The organism is Pontibacillus sp. HMF3514 (genome assembly GCF_009858175.1).
Lineage (GTDB): Bacteria > Bacillota > Bacilli > Bacillales > BH030062 > Pontibacillus.
Genome location: NZ_CP047393.1, coordinates 3452294 through 3469309 on the forward strand (window position 1 = coordinate 3452294; position 17016 = coordinate 3469309).

At 38.9% G+C, this 17016-nt stretch carries 14 protein-coding genes; 9 read left to right on the forward strand and 5 right to left on the reverse strand.

All coding sequences use genetic code 11. The features are described from left to right. Window positions 1-51: 51 nt before the first annotated feature. Window positions 52-180, reverse strand: a complete 129-nt coding sequence (locus GS400_RS20355; RefSeq protein WP_255454148.1) for a hypothetical protein — start codon at window positions 178-180, stop codon at window positions 52-54. Window positions 181-894: 714 nt separating this feature from the next. On the opposite strand from GS400_RS20355, the gene GS400_RS17530 reads away from it, so the two are divergent. The 3 genes from GS400_RS17530 to GS400_RS17540 are packed head-to-tail and all read left to right on the forward strand — an operon-like array spanning window position 895 to window position 5170. After that, window positions 895-3117 carry an EAL domain-containing protein gene (locus GS400_RS17530; protein WP_160103969.1) on the forward strand — a complete coding sequence of 741 codons (2223 nt, stop codon included), beginning with the start codon at window positions 895-897 and terminating at the stop codon, window positions 3115-3117. A gap of 24 nt (window positions 3118-3141) precedes the next feature. Beyond that, window positions 3142-4794 carry a thiamine pyrophosphate-binding protein gene (locus GS400_RS17535; protein ID WP_236561024.1) on the forward strand — a complete coding sequence of 551 codons (1653 nt, stop codon included), beginning with the start codon at window positions 3142-3144 and terminating at the stop codon, window positions 4792-4794. Window position 4795: 1 nt separating this feature from the next. Beyond that, on the forward strand, window positions 4796-5170 hold the full coding sequence (locus GS400_RS17540; protein WP_236561027.1) for a carboxymuconolactone decarboxylase family protein: 375 nt from the start codon (window positions 4796-4798) through the stop codon (window positions 5168-5170). A 63-nt stretch (window positions 5171-5233) separates the two neighbouring features. Here GS400_RS17540 and GS400_RS17545 read toward each other — a convergent pair whose 3' ends face one another. Beyond that, window positions 5234-5746 carry an RNA polymerase sigma factor gene (locus GS400_RS17545; RefSeq protein ID WP_160103970.1) on the reverse strand — a complete coding sequence of 171 codons (513 nt, stop codon included), beginning with the start codon at window positions 5744-5746 and terminating at the stop codon, window positions 5234-5236. 511 nt (window positions 5747-6257) lie between these two features. Here GS400_RS17545 and GS400_RS17550 point away from each other — a divergent pair. Then, a complete protein-coding gene (locus GS400_RS17550; RefSeq protein WP_160103971.1) occupies window positions 6258-6731 on the forward strand; it encodes a competence protein ComK in 474 nt (157 codons plus the stop codon). A gap of 73 nt (window positions 6732-6804) precedes the next feature. On the opposite strand, the gene GS400_RS17555 is transcribed toward GS400_RS17550, so the two are convergent. Next, on the reverse strand, window positions 6805-8019 hold the full coding sequence (locus GS400_RS17555; RefSeq protein ID WP_160103973.1) for a polysaccharide deacetylase family protein: 1215 nt from the start codon (window positions 8017-8019) through the stop codon (window positions 6805-6807). A 273-nt stretch (window positions 8020-8292) separates the two neighbouring features. Next, the gene (locus tag GS400_RS17560; RefSeq protein WP_160103975.1) at window positions 8293-8493 is read right to left on the reverse strand and encodes a cold-shock protein; all 201 of its coding nucleotides are present in this window, start codon (window positions 8491-8493) and stop codon (window positions 8293-8295) included. Window positions 8494-8924: 431 nt separating this feature from the next. Between GS400_RS17560 and GS400_RS17565 the strand changes: the two genes are divergently transcribed. After that, the gene (locus GS400_RS17565; RefSeq protein WP_160103977.1) at window positions 8925-10415 is read left to right on the forward strand and encodes an outer membrane protein assembly factor BamB family protein; all 1491 of its coding nucleotides are present in this window, start codon (window positions 8925-8927) and stop codon (window positions 10413-10415) included. Window positions 10416-10584: 169 nt separating this feature from the next. Here the strand turns inward: GS400_RS17565 and GS400_RS17570 are convergent, their stop codons facing one another. Beyond that, window positions 10585-11025, reverse strand: coding sequence for a hypothetical protein (locus GS400_RS17570; RefSeq protein WP_160103979.1), 441 nt, complete (start codon window positions 11023-11025; stop codon window positions 10585-10587). 204 nt (window positions 11026-11229) lie between these two features. Between GS400_RS17570 and GS400_RS17575 the strand changes: the two genes are divergently transcribed. The 4 genes from GS400_RS17575 (at window position 11230) to GS400_RS17590 (ending at window position 17013) form a co-directional block, all read left to right on the forward strand. Next, the gene (locus tag GS400_RS17575) at window positions 11230-12822 is read left to right on the forward strand and encodes a sigma-54 interaction domain-containing protein (RefSeq protein ID WP_201450120.1); all 1593 of its coding nucleotides are present in this window, start codon (window positions 11230-11232) and stop codon (window positions 12820-12822) included. A 171-nt stretch (window positions 12823-12993) separates the two neighbouring features. Next, the gene (locus tag GS400_RS17580) at window positions 12994-14142 is read left to right on the forward strand and encodes an iron-containing alcohol dehydrogenase (RefSeq protein ID WP_160103980.1); all 1149 of its coding nucleotides are present in this window, start codon (window positions 12994-12996) and stop codon (window positions 14140-14142) included. A 39-nt stretch (window positions 14143-14181) separates the two neighbouring features. Next, a complete protein-coding gene (locus GS400_RS17585) occupies window positions 14182-15573 on the forward strand; it encodes a hypothetical protein (RefSeq protein WP_160103982.1) in 1392 nt (463 codons plus the stop codon). A gap of 21 nt (window positions 15574-15594) precedes the next feature. Beyond that, window positions 15595-17013: an NAD-dependent succinate-semialdehyde dehydrogenase gene (locus GS400_RS17590; RefSeq protein ID WP_160103984.1), complete on the forward strand. Its 1419-nt coding sequence runs from the start codon at window positions 15595-15597 to the stop codon at window positions 17011-17013. Window positions 17014-17016: the final 3 nt, after the last annotated feature.

The window sequence follows — 17016 nt, forward strand, 5'->3', positions numbered from 1 at the left end:
ACATTGCTAGTAAAATTAAAAAACAAACCAATTCAGGTTTGTTTTTTTCGTTTATCCTCTAATCATTAAACATTGAATTAACTCTTCCAAAACCTCTTCCGTTGTACATATATCCATCTGCTCATTACGTTTAATCAGGTCTTCCATCAAACTCATCAACTGCTGCTTATCTTCTTCCATAAAGACACCTCTTCACAAACACAAATCATTGATAACTATAATACTACAAAATTACCAAATATTGTAGTATTTATATTGGAAAGGTATATACAAAATCTCTTGTCGAAAAGTTTTTAATTTAGTCGACATCCTCTGATACATTTTTTAACAATTAACAAATATAATTATTAAAAATGATTCGGAGGGATTCTTTTGCCTTATTATGCATTCAAAGAAGTTTGGACTCCTCTCAAGATCTTTCGCATAAGAGTATTCAGAGAAACCCATGAAAATACCTTTTGGATGAAGGTAGGAAACAAGCCTAGAAAGCCACTGTTTCAATAAACATACATTTAATTGAAAATATATCTAACGTAACTACATATTCGCTTAATACCTCAAAGACATGAAAAAAGACAGGTAACCACCTGTCTTTTTTTGCGTCGTAAAAGTTGATCAAACGTTTGTTCAATATGCTCCCAATCCTTGAATCTATATCTCCTGTAATAGTTTTGAAGTCATCTAAAATTGTATATTTCATTAAGTAACCTTTGCTGTTTTTTAAAATGACATATTAACTTATCAAAATTCATAAAACCCCCTACCCTTTCTATAATTATTATGTAGAATGGAAGTATATAACTCCATAAGACAAAATTGACACATTTAACCACTTTCATTTATATTAAACTATTAAAGGTCGATTTCTAGGACTTCAGGAGGGGGAATGCAAATATGGAACCTCAGTACATCAAAGAATCCAATAAAATGTGTAGGGAAATGGGAATGGATCCAAATGAGATCTCCCGTCCAAAACAGTTTTTAAGCAACATAGAGTTAGATCAAAAAAGAAGATCCTATAGTGAAATCCTATCCGTTGTCAGCTTTTTCTCTAATAAATTGCTAGATTCTTTAAAAGGAACTCCAATCCTCGTTGTTGTTTCTGATGCTAGGGGTTATCTCCTTGATATCGAAGGGGACGAAACGATCAAAACGACTATTGAACAGTTTGGAATTATACCCGGCAGCCGGTTCACTTTGGAGGATACAGGAACGAATGTGGTTAGTCTCGCCTTACAACAAAATCATCCGATCAGTATTATAGGTGAACAACATTACCATACTTTTTTACATGAGATTGCGTGTTATGGTACTGCTTTTCACTACACAGATGACAATAATCTCTTAGGCAGCGTGTGTATCATGATGCCTAAACAATTCCAAAACCCACTTTTCTTAACGATGCTAACCCAAGCAGTTGATTCCATAGAAAGAGAATTATTACTAAGAAAACAAAACCGTCAGCTTAATATCATGAATCAAATTATGCTAAGTCGAACAAGTAACGGCATTGTTATCACGGATGAACAAGGGATCACCACTGAATTTAACGATTTCGCGGAAGAAATCTCGAATAACTCTAGAGAATCTGTAGTGGGACGAAACATTAAAAACTCCCCTCTTACAGGCCGGTATTTTAAAGATGTACTCGAACACGAGAAAATATTTAAAAACGAAGAGCTTCATTTTACAAAAGACGATGGAAATGAAGTAGTCTGTCTGTTTGATGCTCAACCCATATATGAAGACAAAAAAATGATTGGCGCCTTCGGTCAGTTTCGAGATATATCAGAACGCTACTCACTTCAGGAAAAATTCAACTATTTAGCTTATCATGATGACTTAACTGATTTACCAAACAGACGATATATAAAAAATGAAATGAAAACCATCATTCACGATATTAATAAGGGAGAAGACCGTAGTTTAGCTCTTTTATTCATCGACTTAGATCGATTCAAAATTATTAATGATAACTTTGGTCATTCTAATGGCGATCAGTTCCTTAATGAGGTAAGTAAACGCCTCTATAGCTGCCTTGGAGAAAAGGATGTACTTGCACGTATGGGTGGAGATGAGTTCATTTTCCTTCTGAAAGATTTTGAAGATGAAAGCTATGTAACTGAAAAAGCAGAGAAAGTCCTGGACCTCTTTCACGAGCCTTTTCATGTAGGTGTAAATGAATTACATACCACAGCCAGTATTGGAGTAGCCATTTATCCTGACTCTCCTATAACAATGGAAGACTTAATGATATATGCGGATAATGCGATGTATCAAGCAAAATCCGAAGGGAAAAACCGCTATGTCGTATACACTTCCGAATTGTTAGAGGATATGATGGAGGAATATAGTCTAGAGGCTGATTTAAGAAAAGCCCTAGATCAAGAAGAATTCGCCCTTCATTATCAACCACAGTTCAATAATGTAACTGGAGAACTAGTCGGCTTTGAAGCACTAATACGTTGGCAACACCCTACACTTGGACTTCTTTCGCCATTGAAATTTATTAAACTAGCAGAAAAAAATGGACTCATTACTCAAATTGGGGAATGGGTCATCCGTGAAGCATGTTCTCAAAATAAAAAATGGCAGGATGCTGGGATGAAACCTGTAAAAATTGCGGTCAATCTATCAACTCAGCAATTTCTTACGAAAGACTTGGTCAAATATATTGAACATGTCCTATATCGCACAGAATTAGACCCTCAATATCTCGTTGTAGAAATTACAGAATATATGGCGATGGAATATGAATACTCCCTTTCCGTTTTAGAACAATTAAAAGCATTAGGAATATGCATCTCTATTGATGACTTTGGCACAGGCTATAGTTCTCTCAATTACCTCAAGGACTTCCCAATTGATTATATTAAGATCGATAAATCCTTTGTAAATGAGATTATGAACGACCATAACGATGCCGTCATTGTAAAAGCCATTATTACATTAGCTCACAACTTAAATATGCAAGTGATTGCTGAAGGCGTGGAAACAGCTGAACAGTTAGAATTCCTAAAAGATTACCTTTGCGATGTAACACAAGGTTATTTCTTCAGTAAAGCACTGCCTGCTCAAGAGGTCGAGCAAAAGTATTTCGCATGGCAGAACAACTAATGAGCAGAGAGGATGAAAGGAAACATGGATACAACTACCGACATGAAAACGACAGCATCCGTGTTAGTAGAGAATTTTAAATCATGGGGGCTTGAGCATATTTTCGGAATACCCGGAAAAGCGATTTCTCCCATCCTTTTTGAACTATTGAACTATGATATGGAATTTGTTTTAAGCAAACATGAAGCAGCAGCAGGATTTGAAGCTGCAGGCTATGCCATGATGAATGAAAAAATAGGGGTTACGGTGGGAACATCCGGACCTGGTGGAACGAACCTTCTTACCGCAGCTGGTCAGGCGAAAGCTTTCCATGCCCCTCTTTTAATTATTACCGGGCATCCATCATTAAAAAATACTGGACAAGCATTAGGACAAGACTCCACTATGTTCGGGACAGACTTGGTGGAAATGTTTAAATCCGTCACCAAATTTAGCGCCCGTGTTGAACGTGGTGACATGCTAGAACCCTTTTTAAAGCATGCCCTTGAGAAAGCGCTCTCTGGCGTAAAAGGACCTGTTCACTTATCGATACCGTTCGATATCTTACTTGAAGAGATTGAGCCTTTCCACATGGACTTACCTGAACCTCATCAAATGATTTCACCAGCTACTGATGAAGTCATTGAAAAATTAAATGGAGCTAAACGTCCCCTATTATTCCTGGGAAAAGGCGTTCATTCTAGCAAGGCATACAATGAGGTACAGCAACTTGCAGAACATTGGAACATTCCAGTCATCACGACGCCCGGAGGAAAAGGAACGTTTATATCGAATCACACACTTTCACTAGGTGCATTTGGGTTAGGAGGCACCGTTGAGGCAAGGGGATACCTTGAACAAGGAGTGGACCTTTTAATTGTCATCGGAACACGATTAAGTGACATGTCCCTTCCTGGCTTTTCTCAAGAAATGTATCCAGAGCACCTCATTCATTTTGATTATGATTCAACTTTTATTCAAAAAGCGATACAAGTTCCCACTACACCAGTTCTCGGAGATATTAAGTCCAACCTCACCACAATCTTAACAGACATCCCTGAAACGAACAGCGAAGCCTTTTTAGAACCGATCGAAATGAATATCATCAATGAAAACATGCCGGGTGAGCGAATGTCGGCCGCTTCAGCATTACAAGCGATGCGTAATGCGCTGCCAGATGACGCCGTTGTTTTCGGTGATGATGGTAGTCACTCCTTCTACGGCATTCGGTACTTTGATATATACAAACCAGGCACCTATTTCTTTGATGATATATTTGGCGCAATGGGAAATGGGATTGGCTATGCAATAGGAGCTAAGCTAGCCGCTCCAGAGAAACCGATTGTCTGCTTAGTTGGCGATGGATGCATGTTCATGCACGGCACAGAAGTTTCTACTGCTTACAATTATGACTCCCCGGTACTTTTTATTGTCTTAAATAATGGTCGTCTCGACATGGTTGAAAAAGGAATGAGAAAAATGATTGGTACATCTATAGGTGGAATATACGAAACACCACTTGATGCAGCCCGTTTTGCCGAATCTATGGGATTAGAAGCCTATACCTGTCAACATTCGTCTGATTTAACCGATATTATAAAAGGAGCACTACAAAGGTTGGAAGAAACGAAGAAACCTATCGTCGTGGAAGTATTAGTAGATGAAGATGAAATTCCACCTACCATGGGGAGGCAGTAACTTGGAAGATAAGAAGCGATACGAAGCCGGCATTCAAGCAATGGAAGAATTGTTTTCCTCAGAGGTCCGTAAAGGCATGCATGAAATGAAGAAAATATCACCGGATTTTTGGGAGATGATCGTTTCATTTGGCTTTGGAGACCTCTACTCAAGAGAGGCGCTCTCCCTATCACAAAGGGAAATCGTGACTCTAACAACACTCATTACTCAAGGAGCCTTTGAACAACTAAAAGTTCACCTAGAGGCTGCCCTGAACGTTGGACTGTCAAAAGAAGAAATCATGGAAGTCATCATACACTGTTCAGGATACGTCGGTTTCCCTAAAGCTGTCCAAGCAATGGGAATAGCGGCGGAGGTTTTTAAGAATAATGAGTAAATACTTGGTGCCTGACCCCTACCGCTTTAAAGCAGTGGGGGTCAGGCACTTCCTAGGCACTTCCTATATGTCGAGATAAGACAACACAACTGGCTCCTTCATCAACTTCCGCTTGGCCAACCTCCCCCAATTCTTCACAGCATCCACTGACACCTGTTCACGTAGAGCTATCTCTTTAATGGATAAATCCTCAATCACAAATCCATCAAACCACTTTCGTTGATTCTCGCTCAACTTACAAACGATCTCCCGATACAAATACGGATCCCATTCAAACTCATGCGGACCTATCGTAGCTTCGTTTGAACTTTTCACCATAATCTCTTCGATTTGTTCCTGCTTATGGTTCTTTTTCCGAATTAAGCTAATCAATCGATTTCGAATAATAAAATACGTAAAGGTAGATCTCTTCCCTTTCTTTTCGTCATAAGTCTGGCTCACTTCCCAAAGAGCGAGGACACCCTCCTGGTAAAACTCCTTGTGAGGATCCATAATACCTAAACGATTAATAAGGTTGTGAATCATAGGTTTATATTCTCCTAATAACTGTTCAAATGCTAACGACTCTTCTACCACAAACGGCCTCAATTCGAAAAGCGCGCTCTTCAGTTTTTCCGCGGTAGGTTGATCGTATCGAAACCTTATTTACGTTTCACCTGGGTAAACATAACGTTTGGAGTTCAGAACGTAACGTTTGAGTAGGTAAAATGTCATATACCCTATATTCAACGTTACATATACTATGAATTTATTTATGACAAACACCTTCGATTCATGTCGATTTTGATTATCAAAATTACAGAAGTTTTGTCACATCCAATCGACTCTTGTCCAACCCTAGGGAAAAGGGGGCTTTCCTGTAAATTTATGATTGAAAAGGTCTTTTGAACTATTTACAATAATATCAAGAAAAAGGAGATAACTTACATATTGTGTAGATTAACCTTTTTCTACCTTTCAATCGAGATAGATCATTTATACCGCTCTGACAATCGCCATTTCTATGATTGAAACGGATATATGCAGAAAGGAGGCTCAGATGTAGCAATACATTACCATATACCAAAAATTAAGGGAGAGAAGAATTGTGACAGAATTAAAGAGTAGTCCTGATCAGAACCAAATCACTCTAGGTCCAACAACAATGGCGATTGCACGAATGAAGGATGAGTATTATGGAGCTAGAATTATGGATGAGATTGAGGGGGAGATTCTAGTAAAAGAGATACCACTAGAACTCATTCAGAGTTTATGTAAAACATATTTATGTACATACGAAGGTCTCCGAAGAGCAACCGCATTAGTACTGGGCTATGAGAAGAAAACACCGATCCTCATCCACTCAGAAGAAGGAATCTATACGTGCCCTACTCTATCACCCTATGCTGAGGATTGTATCTGGCTATTTCCTCGCCACATCAAGAAACTTGAAAAAATCAATTCCACGGAAACTAAAGTTATTTTTAAAAATAACAACTACATTACCGTTCCCGTTTCATTACATACCTTAGAAAAACAGATTCAAAGAACGGCCTATTGTGCGTTTTATATGAAGGGATAAAAGAGTGCCTAAAAGAGTGCCTGACCCCCACCGCTCTAAAGCATCACCGCAGCGGGGGTCAGGCACTTAAATTCTAATTACTGATCTTCTTATCAAAATCTTGTAAATCATGCCACGGTCCAATACCTTGTCGTTTAAGTTCTAGTAAAGAATCTCCTATTTGTACCTTCCCTGGTTTTGTTGTAAATGCCATGCGGAACCCACTATCCTTTAGTGCTTGTAAGGCTTCTTCATCATACTGACCAAATGGATACGCAAAGTAATTCACGTCTCCATATGGAGCTAACAGTTCTTGATTCACTCGCAAATCATGCATAACCTCTTCATAAGATTTCACAATCAGTAAAGGATTATAGTTTACATCACGGCTATGGAGTCCATGTGTATGAGCTTGAAAACGAAATATCTCTGAAACATTCATCTCTTCTATTTCTGTAAAACTAATAAATTGAAGCGTATCAGGATTAAATGGTGTAGGATCTTTTCTAGTCCTGTTCGTAATCGTAAACTCCGTTGCTTTAAACCCATACTTTTTTAATAATGGATAAGCATATAAATAGTTCGTTTTTAATCCATCATCAAATGTAATCGCCACAACTTTTCCTGTAAGGTTTTCTTTTCTTAATAAATACCCTTCAAGTTCTTGAAGCGTTATAACTTTATATCTATGGTCAGCTAAATATTTCATATTTTCATTGAAGAAATCTAATGAAATGGTAGTGGAGATGTCTCGATAATTCTTATTCTCGTTATCTTTTAAAATATGATGATACATTAATACTGGAACCCCTGTATCCACTTCAGTCGCAGGTTTATAGATATATCCGATACGACCACCAATCGCGATCTTCCACCAGTTCTCGCCATAGCTCTGGATGACAGCATACCGCATATTGTGGTTTATCTTCGCAAAAGGAATCAATGTACCTGTAGCGTTATCATATACCGTTACAGGTTCTCTGGTTATAATCATTTGGCTCAAATCGTGTTTTTCTTCTAAATTGGTAAAACCTAAATCCTCCACAATTACGGCATCTTGTTTATGTACCTGACCTAATCCATGCGAGAAACGAATATGATAATAATCATCGCTCTCTTCCTCAACTTTAAACATTTGACCCTTCTCTAAACTCCCTACTTTCCTCCACTCACCTGCTATTTCGTCATATATCGCTGTTCGTTTGGTGGTCTTCAGGAATTCAGAACTAGTTTTTGCAATAATATGTTGCTCAGTAAAAAAGCTGATAAAGACGATCATAACTCCTGAAAGCAGCCAAAAACTTTTCAACCCATCCACTCCTCACCCATTTCATAAATCTTTTTAATCATACCAAAAGACCTATATAGGGGTGTGTCACTTTTTGTCGAGACCAGGACGTTGGGACAGGTTTACTGTCGCTTCCCCTTCCGAAAAATGGCCTGCCCCCAACGCTTTAGAAGATTACCGCATCGGGGAGCAGGCCAACTTTAATATATTTTTCTCGAAGACCCGATGGATCTGTGCCTAGTGCCCTCTCACAAAAAAAGCTCTTCCCTATAGGGAAGAGCTCTTTTTTATGATTTATTTTTTAATTACATTAGCTGCTTGAGGTCCACGATTACCTTGCTCAATTTCAAAAGAGACAGCTTGACCTTCATCTAATGATTTGAAGCCTTCTTCATTAATTGCAGAGAAGTGAACAAATACATCGTCTCCACCTTCTACTTCAATAAATCCAAAACCTTTGTCTGCGTTAAACCATTTTACTGTACCGTTACTCATTAAAATTCCTCCATGTGCATTTTGCACAAGTATTACCATTCTTGCTCTAACAATTTCTTAAGATGTTCCAACTTCTTAGGTTATTATTCCGAACAACAATTAGTTAACTATTAGTATATCATAGCATTAAAACAAAAGAAAGGGTTATGTAACATTTCACAAACAGAAGAACCTCCACGATGTTCACTTAACCTCTTTCTGATGCTCAAAACAATAAACCTTCCCACCAAACTTCTTATTCGACAATGAGGGTAGAGAATGTGATTAAGACTTCATGATTAAGAAATTACTTTTATCTATAGTTTTCAGTTATCCATAACTATAATCGGGAATAATAAACATATTGCAACGCTTCGGCAAACGTAAATATTTCTGGACTCTTAGGGATGATTGACCTGTCCCTAGTGTACCCCGGATAGGAGAGATAACCCATGAAGAGTAGAATATACAAGCTCATTCCCTTATTAAGCATCATAGTATTATGCACTATAAGTAACGCTATTCCTGTCTCTGCTGAAGATTTCGGTCCTTCAGAGTGGAGTCAATACAGATTAAATCCTGAAAACAATCCAGTTTACCACAGTGATTTCAACTCAATTTTAGAAAACACTATTAATACAAATGATCAAATTCGTTCGACACCAGTTATTGTTGGAAATAATGTGTACATAGGAAATCATAATACGGGAGACATTTACTCTTATGATTTGATTAATAAAGAAATGAATTGGCAAGCAAAAGCACCGAATTGGATTCATTCTGAACTCATCTATATGAATAACCAATTATTTGTAGGATACGGGAACCGATTTTTTCATGAAGATGGGACAAGGGGGACAAAAAAGAGCGGGCTTTTAAGTCTTGATCCAAGTACTGGTGAGATATTATGGAAATTCGAAACAAAAGGTGAAGTTATGCCTACACCCGCTTTCTATGATAATACGGTTTATGCCACCACAGGGGATAGACACCTTTATGCCATTGATCCCAAAACCGGTACTGAAAAGTGGAAGTTAGATATAGGGCACGTTGCCAGTATGTCTTCCCCAAATATTAAGGATGGAATTTTATACGTTGGAGGCGGAAGTCCTCGACCTTATACATTTACAGCTGTTGATTTATCCAAGCAAGAAATCGTATGGCAGACCGAATTGAAGGATGTGTACGCTGGCTTAGATGATGTACCACCTGCAATCTATGAAAACTTAGTGATAACAACAGCATTAGAGCGAAAAGTATTAAGTGTAAGAGAAGTATATAACAGAAGTGGTTTAACCCAAGCTTATAAACAAATGCTTAAACTTTCATTTGGAGAACTAATGAATCAAAAGCCTGACCATATTCCAAAGCACATTATGTACGCGATGGATATTAACTCCGGAAAAATGGTTTGGAAAAAAAGTCTTGGTGCTGGTCCGATGGTTTCTAATAACAAATCCGGTGCACCGATGATATATGAAGACAAAGTATTTGTTGGGAGCCCTATTACTCAATCCTTTTATGCATATGATGCTAAAACGGGAGATCAGTTATGGAACTATAAAAGTAATATAAATAAGGCACCACCAGTAGCAGATAAGGGCGTTGTCTATTTTACAGATAAAGAAGGTCTTGTTTATGCTTTCAATGTTGAAAATGGTGAGTTATTAGGAAAGAAACAATTAGGTGGAAAACTCGCACCCTCTGGTCCTGTACTGATGAATGACCATTTAGTTGTGGGGAGCCAGGATTCCAATGTCTATGTTTTACCAACTGATGAAATTATTAATGCAAATGAGAGTAGTCCTGAGCAAACTAATACAACCACTGAGAAATCGAATAGTGTATTTTCATTTGTCTTTTTCGTATATGTTGTTCCGATAGTAGCTCTGTTACTCTTTTTATTATTAATAATCTTTGTCATAAAAAAGGTTAGAAAATAACTTAAAGAAAACTACACTGTGAACATTAAGGAAATCTTATTTTTCGTGATGATGAGCAAATAAAAAAGTAGATTTTAAACATTAACAAGCCTGTGATGCCTTCATTGTCATCACAGGCTTTACACGTAAAAAATATATTCAATTAAGTATGTAGCAGGGTGCTTTAAATTTATCGATTGCTAGGATGATTTGGTTTATTTATATCAATAACACCATTTTCTACTGGATCAGATTGATTACCATTAACACTTAGGTGATATTCCCAACTCCCCCAAATAGGCGTTCCTTCGCCAGTGTAACGTGGATCAGACTCATGAACAATTAGAAGGAAAAACTTTTCTTTAGTTTCAGTGTTGGTTATATGATTTGTCATCCATCCACTGTCTAAATAAGGATCTCCACCAAAGTCACCTCGATATTGAACTCTGTAATGATACACGACTCCTTCATATTCAGATTCTTCAGTGTACACACCTGTGACATCACCATCAGGAATACCTCCATCATATGTCTGATGACCAGGCACAACAGTGCTTTTAGCCGCTACCTCTGTCACCATTAACCCCATTGTAAAAACCATAATCAATGAAGCTGCTAACAACTTCTTCATGCTAAGACTCCTCCCTATAATGGCACTCCACCCTAATCTATTCGTTTAAATAACAATTATACCAATATCTCATATTTTTATTGTGGTAAGGAAAATGACAAATACACAAGTCCCTTTGCCTCCTTATAAGTTTATTCTACATAGGGATGATAGCGTCCATATGATAAAATATAACAAAATAAAAATAAGATTGGAGGGGACCCCATGCAATTACATCAAAATGCTCAAATCAGTCAAGCTATTGAACAATTTTCGGATTCTAATGTAGATATGATTGAAATAATAAATGATCAAGGAAATGTTGTTGGAACCCTATCCATTGAAGATATGCACGACATTATAGATAGCGGAAACCTCAGTAATTCATTAGGAGATATTTTAGAAGCTAAATTGCAAAAGAATAATGAAACAAAAAGCACAATGAATCACCAATACAGCGAAATACTAGACAGCCCCATCTTCACAGACATCATCAATTCTCTTCACGATGGAGTGTTCATCACGAATGGTGAAGGTGTAACCGTAAAAGTAAACAAAGCCTACGAACGTATAACAGACCTCAAAGCTGAACAACTAATTGGCTACCATATGGATGATGTAATTAAGGCTGGCTACATTTCAAAATCTGCGTCCCTTCATGTTCTAAAAGAAAAAAGGCCCGTAACACTCATGCAGAAGATCGCAAACGGCCGAAACATTATTGTTTCTGGAACCCCTATCTTTTCGAACAACCAAGAAATCCTGTACGTGATTAATAGTGTAAGAGACATTACAGAGTTATTAGAACTCAAGCACCAAATAGAAGACCTACAAGAATTAAAGAACCTAAGACAAAGTTCAAAAGAAGCTTACTCCAAAACCGAAGAATCACCTTTTTACGCTAGCGACAAAATGAAAAACCTCATTACCATCATAGAACGTGTCGCAAAAACAGATGCTCAAGTTCTCATGCAAGGTGAAACAGGTGTGGGTAAGACGATGATCGCGAAACATATTCACGAGAAATCAAACCGCTCTAGCAAAAGCTTCCTAGAACTAAATTGCGGCGCCCTCCCTACCAATTTAATCGAAGCTGAATTATTCGGCTATGAACCAGGAGCATTTACCGGTGCTCTTTCCAAAGGCAAAAAAGGACTGCTAGAGGTTGCGGATCAAGGCACTTTATTCTTAGATGAAATCGGAGACCTTCCTTTAGAGCTTCAAGTAAAACTATTAAAGGTTATTGAAGATCAAGCCTTTTATCCAGTAGGCTCATCAAAACTAAAACATATTAATGTAAGAATTATTGCAGCTTCTCACAAGAACCTTAAAAACCTCGTTCATAAAGGAGAATTTCGTGAGGATCTCTATTATCGATTAAATGTTGTGCCCATTCATATTCCTCCGTTACGAGAGCGCAAAAAAGAAATCCATGCGATGACCCAGCACTTCTTACAAGAATATAATGAAGCATATGGATTCTCTAAAACTATAACCCTTGATGCTCTTGATGCATTTTATGACTATGAATGGCCTGGTAATATAAGAGAGTTAAAGAACTTAATTGAACAGTTAGTGGTGATTACATCAGACGATCAAATTACACGCGAGGAACTCCCTGAAGAGCTTCTCCAGAAAAACTATTCTACTCAAAAGAATGATGATGAAATCATTCCTCTCAATCAAGCAATTGAACAAGTCGAACGAGAAATGATCACTAAAGCGATGAGAAAATATAAAACCACTAGAAAAGTAGCGGAAGTTTTAGAAGTAAGCCAATCAACAATCGTACAGAAAATGAAAAAATGGGAAAGTTGATTAGAAAATTAATCAACTTTCCCATTTTTGATTAATTCCCTATTCAAAATTTCGAGCATTTTATGACAACGCTTTCATTCTCAAACGCTCCATTGTCGTTATTTTCAGAATTTTATCATATTGGCATGAATTTTGCATGTATAAGAGTAAATGAGAAAGGAGTCCAACACGATGTCTATCTCTACTTTTAAAATCGCAAATAAACTTATTACCGGTAACGGAGCAACTGAAAAACTGTCGGAAGAAATGAATCGACTACAGGTCTCCAACCCGTTAATCGTAACCGATGAAATCTTACAGAAAGTTGGTGTTGTCGATCAAGTCACCCCACTTTTGAAAGGGCTTTCTTTTAAAACATTTACAGGTGTTAAACCAGACCCTGAATTAAAAATTGTTGAAGAATGCGCCGAAGTATTTTCAAAAGGTAACCATGATAGCCTGATTGCCATTGGTGGTGGAAGTGCGATTGATATTGCAAAGAGTGTATCAGCCTTATCATCCCATAACGGTCAGCTAGCGGAGCTTATTGGAACAGACCTTGTCCCTCAGAAAGGCTGTCCAATCATCACCCTCCCTACTACAGCCGGAACTGGATCTGAGGTAACCAACATCTCTATCCTATCTGATAAGGAAGCCCAGTTGAAAAAGGGGATCGTCAGTGATTACTTACTACCCGATGTTGCCATTGTAGCGCCTGAAATGACCCTAACAATGCCACCATCTGTAACCGCTGCAAGTGGCGTAGATGCCCTCGTTCATGCAATCGAAGCGTATATATCGGTACACGCTTCCCCTATCACAGATGCATTGGCTATTCAGGCCATCAAAATGATCTCAAAAAATCTACCAAAGGCCTATTCGAATCCAGACCATATGGAAGCACGTGAAAACATGGCAACCGCAAGCCTAATGGCAGGAATGGCTTTCGGTAATGCAGGGGTAGGAGCTGTACACGCACTCGCTTATCCGTTAGGTGGCCGCTATAATATCGCTCATGGTGTCAGTAACGCTCTCCTTCTCCCTTATGTGATGGAATGGAACAAAATTGCTTGTGTCGAACGTTTCCGAGACATTGCAAATGCATTTGGAGAACAGGTTTCCCACCTTTCAGATTCAGACGCTGCAGATCAAGCTGTAAAAGCAATGGAACGACTATGTACTGAAGTCAATATCCCAACAGGCTTAAGATCGTTTGATATACCGGAAAGCGCTATAAATGACATGGCAGAGGATGCGAGTAAAATAGAAAGATTGCTCAATAACAACCCTCGTAAATTAGGAAAGAACGAAATTGAACAAATCTATCAATCGGCATACTAGAAACAGTGTGCCAAAACTATAAGAAAAGAGGTATGCGAAATGTGGAAAAATCGTAACTATGGTGAAGAATCTCCATACATCCCGTTAGGCCCATTCAAATTAAGACTACCTTTTATTCACTACAAATTTGAATGGCCAGACTATGTGCAAGGACTTATGATGTGTGCTGTTGACTTAGCAGCAATCCCATTAATGACCGAACTGCTAGGTATGCCATTTGAAGTTGCCTTAGCTGTTGTCCTATTAAACGGTATTTTGTACTTAACCCACCACTTACTTGGGGATCCCGTTGTGCCAGGTTGGATTACACCAGCCATTCCGTTAATTATGGCTTATGTATCCACGTTCCCTGAAGGTGTTGACCGGGTTCATGCCCTCGTCGCCTTCCAGTTAACTCTCGGACTCTTCTCCATCTTTTTAGGAGTTACGGGGCTCGCAAGAAAAGTTGTATCGTTTGTTCCGCCAGCGATTAAATCCGGCATTATTTTAGGAGCTGGTATCGCAGCTGTTAAATCCGTGTTTGAAGTAGGCGGACGATTTGAAAGCTTCCCATGGTCCATTTCCATTGCAGTAGGGATCGCATTTTATATTATCTTTTCCAAACACTTTAACAAACTCAAAACTCGAAACTCAGCTTGGGGATTAATCGGGAAACTAGGAATCTTTCCAATTATCATTTTAGCTGTCGTGATTGCTCCCCTATTCGGTGAAGCTTCATGGCCAACAATTGAATGGGGATTAATTAACCCTGACTTCGCCACGCTTTGGAGCGAATACACCGTATTTGGAGTGGGCTTCCCATCCTTCATGCTATTTGTTAAAGCTATACCAACCGTGTTAGCAGCTTACATTGTCCTATTTGGTGATGTTTTACAAAGTAAAGCACTCATCTCTGAAGCTGACGAATTACGTAAAGATGAAAAAATTGATTATAACGAAAACCGTGCTCACATGATCTTCGGTGGACGTAACTCGATTATGAGTTTCCTAGGCCCTGACGTGACAATGGCTGGTCCACTATGGGCAGCGATGCAGGTTGTTGTGATTGAACGCTTTAAAGAAGGTAAAAAAGCGATGAACTCCTTATTCGGTGGATCAGGCTCCTTCCGTTGGGGTACCAATACAGGTCTGATTCTTATGCCGATCGTAAGCTTGGTTCAACCTATTCTAGGTATTGCCCTTGCCCTTACGTTATTAATCCAGGGTTATGTAAGTGTACGTGTAGGTATTTTAGAATCCCGAAGTCACCGTGATCTTGGAATTGCAGGAATCATTGGAGCTGTGTTAGCAACAAAAGGAGCAACTTGGGCATTCGCAGTAGGTGTGCTACTGACGCTATTAGTGTACGGTAAGCAGTTCTTTACTGGAGAAAACGATCAGATCTTTACAAAAGACATTGAAGAAGAAGAGATTAAACAAAAAATCTCGTAACAAGCTACAAGGAGGATAACGATGGAAGCATATGCTTTGAGAATAAACGGAGAAGATATCGGAAAAGAATTACCACCATTAGAAGTGAACAATCCAGCAACTGGAGAGATTATTGCAACGGTTCCTCACGCTGGAGCCAACGAAGCAAAACAATCCGTTGATGCTGCATCCCAAGCGTTTAAAAGCTGGTCCAAATATTCCGCCTATGAACGAAGTGAGGTCATCCGAAAATGGCATGATCTCATCAATGAACACAAGGAAGACCTAGCACGCACAATGACGATCGAACAAGGAAAACCTTTAAAGGAATCCCGAGGTGAGATCAACTACGCTAACGGATTTATCTCCTGGTATGCAGAAGAGGGAAAACGCGTGTACGGCGAACAAATTCCCGCTACACAACGAAACAAACGACTTTTCGTTCAAAAACAACCCGTCGGCGTTGTAGCAGTGATCACACCTTGGAACTTCCCTGCAGCCATGATCACTAGAAAAGTTGCCCCTGCCCTTGCGACAGGGTGTACGGTGGTCATCAAGCCAGCGGAACAAACACCGATTACAGCTATTAAACTAGCATTACTTGCTGAAGAAGCAGGGATTCCTAAAGGTGTGATCAATGTAGTGACAGGTGATCCAAAAGCTATTGGAGAGGCTTGGCTAGAAGATGCCCGAGTTCGCAAGTTAACATTCACCGGCTCAACAGAAGTTGGCAAGCTATTAATGAAAGGCTCAGCCGATACAGTCAAAAAAGTCTCCCTTGAGCTAGGAGGGCATGCACCTGTAATCCTGATGGATGATGCTGACTTGGATAAAGCAGTCGAGGGGGTAATGGGCTCAAAATTCCGAAATGCTGGGCAGACTTGTGTTTGTTCAAACCGGATTTATGTGCATGAATCGATCGTAGAACCTTTTACAGAGAAACTAGTTGAAGAAGTAAGGAAACTTAAAGTAGGAAATGGATTAGAAGATGGCGTCAACATTGGTCCACTAATTGATGATCAAGCCGTATCAAAAGTACAAAATCATGTAAAAGATGCTGAGGATAAAGGAGCAAAAGTAGTCTATCAAGGAGAAAAGCAAGATGGGCTCTATTTTGATCCTGTAGTTGTGAGAGATACAACAGATGACATGATCTGTATGACTGAAGAAACATTCGGTCCACTTGTACCGATCGCAACCTTCAAATCAGAAGAGGAAGCAATCCATAGAGCCAATGACTCGATTTATGGTCTATCTGCATACGTCTTTACAGAAAACATGACGAAAGGAATTACGATAAGTGAGCAATTAGAGTATGGAATTGTTGGCTTAAATGATGGACTTCCATCCACTCCACAAGCACCGTTTGGTGGGTTTAAGCAAAGTGGCCTTGGTCGTGAAGGTGGTCATCATGGGATTGAGGAGTATTTGGAAACTAAATATATATCGGTTGGGTTGTAAAAA

Bases quoted from the DNA above. Each gene is read 5' to 3' on its own strand.
- GS400_RS17570 (WP_160103979.1), bottom strand. From the start codon at position 11,025: ATGAAGAAGTTGTTAGCAGCTTCATTGATTATGGTTTTTACAATGGGG.
- GS400_RS17580 (WP_160103980.1), top strand. From the start codon at position 12,994: ATGTCTATCTCTACTTTTAAAATCGCAAATAAACTTATTACCGGTAAC.
- GS400_RS17535 (WP_236561024.1), top strand. From the start codon at position 3,142: ATGGATACAACTACCGACATGAAAACGACAGCATCCGTGTTAGTAGAG.
- GS400_RS17590 (WP_160103984.1), top strand. From the start codon at position 15,595: ATGGAAGCATATGCTTTGAGAATAAACGGAGAAGATATCGGAAAAGAA.
- GS400_RS17575 (WP_201450120.1), top strand. From the start codon at position 11,230: ATGCAATTACATCAAAATGCTCAAATCAGTCAAGCTATTGAACAATTT.
- GS400_RS20355 (WP_255454148.1), bottom strand. From the start codon at position 180: ATGGAAGAAGATAAGCAGCAGTTGATGAGTTTGATGGAAGACCTGATT.
- GS400_RS17560 (WP_160103975.1), bottom strand. From the start codon at position 8,493: ATGAGTAACGGTACAGTAAAATGGTTTAACGCAGACAAAGGTTTTGGA.
- GS400_RS17530 (WP_160103969.1), top strand. From the start codon at position 895: ATGGAACCTCAGTACATCAAAGAATCCAATAAAATGTGTAGGGAAATG.
- GS400_RS17565 (WP_160103977.1), top strand. From the start codon at position 8,925: ATGAAGAGTAGAATATACAAGCTCATTCCCTTATTAAGCATCATAGTA.
- GS400_RS17585 (WP_160103982.1), top strand. From the start codon at position 14,182: ATGTGGAAAAATCGTAACTATGGTGAAGAATCTCCATACATCCCGTTA.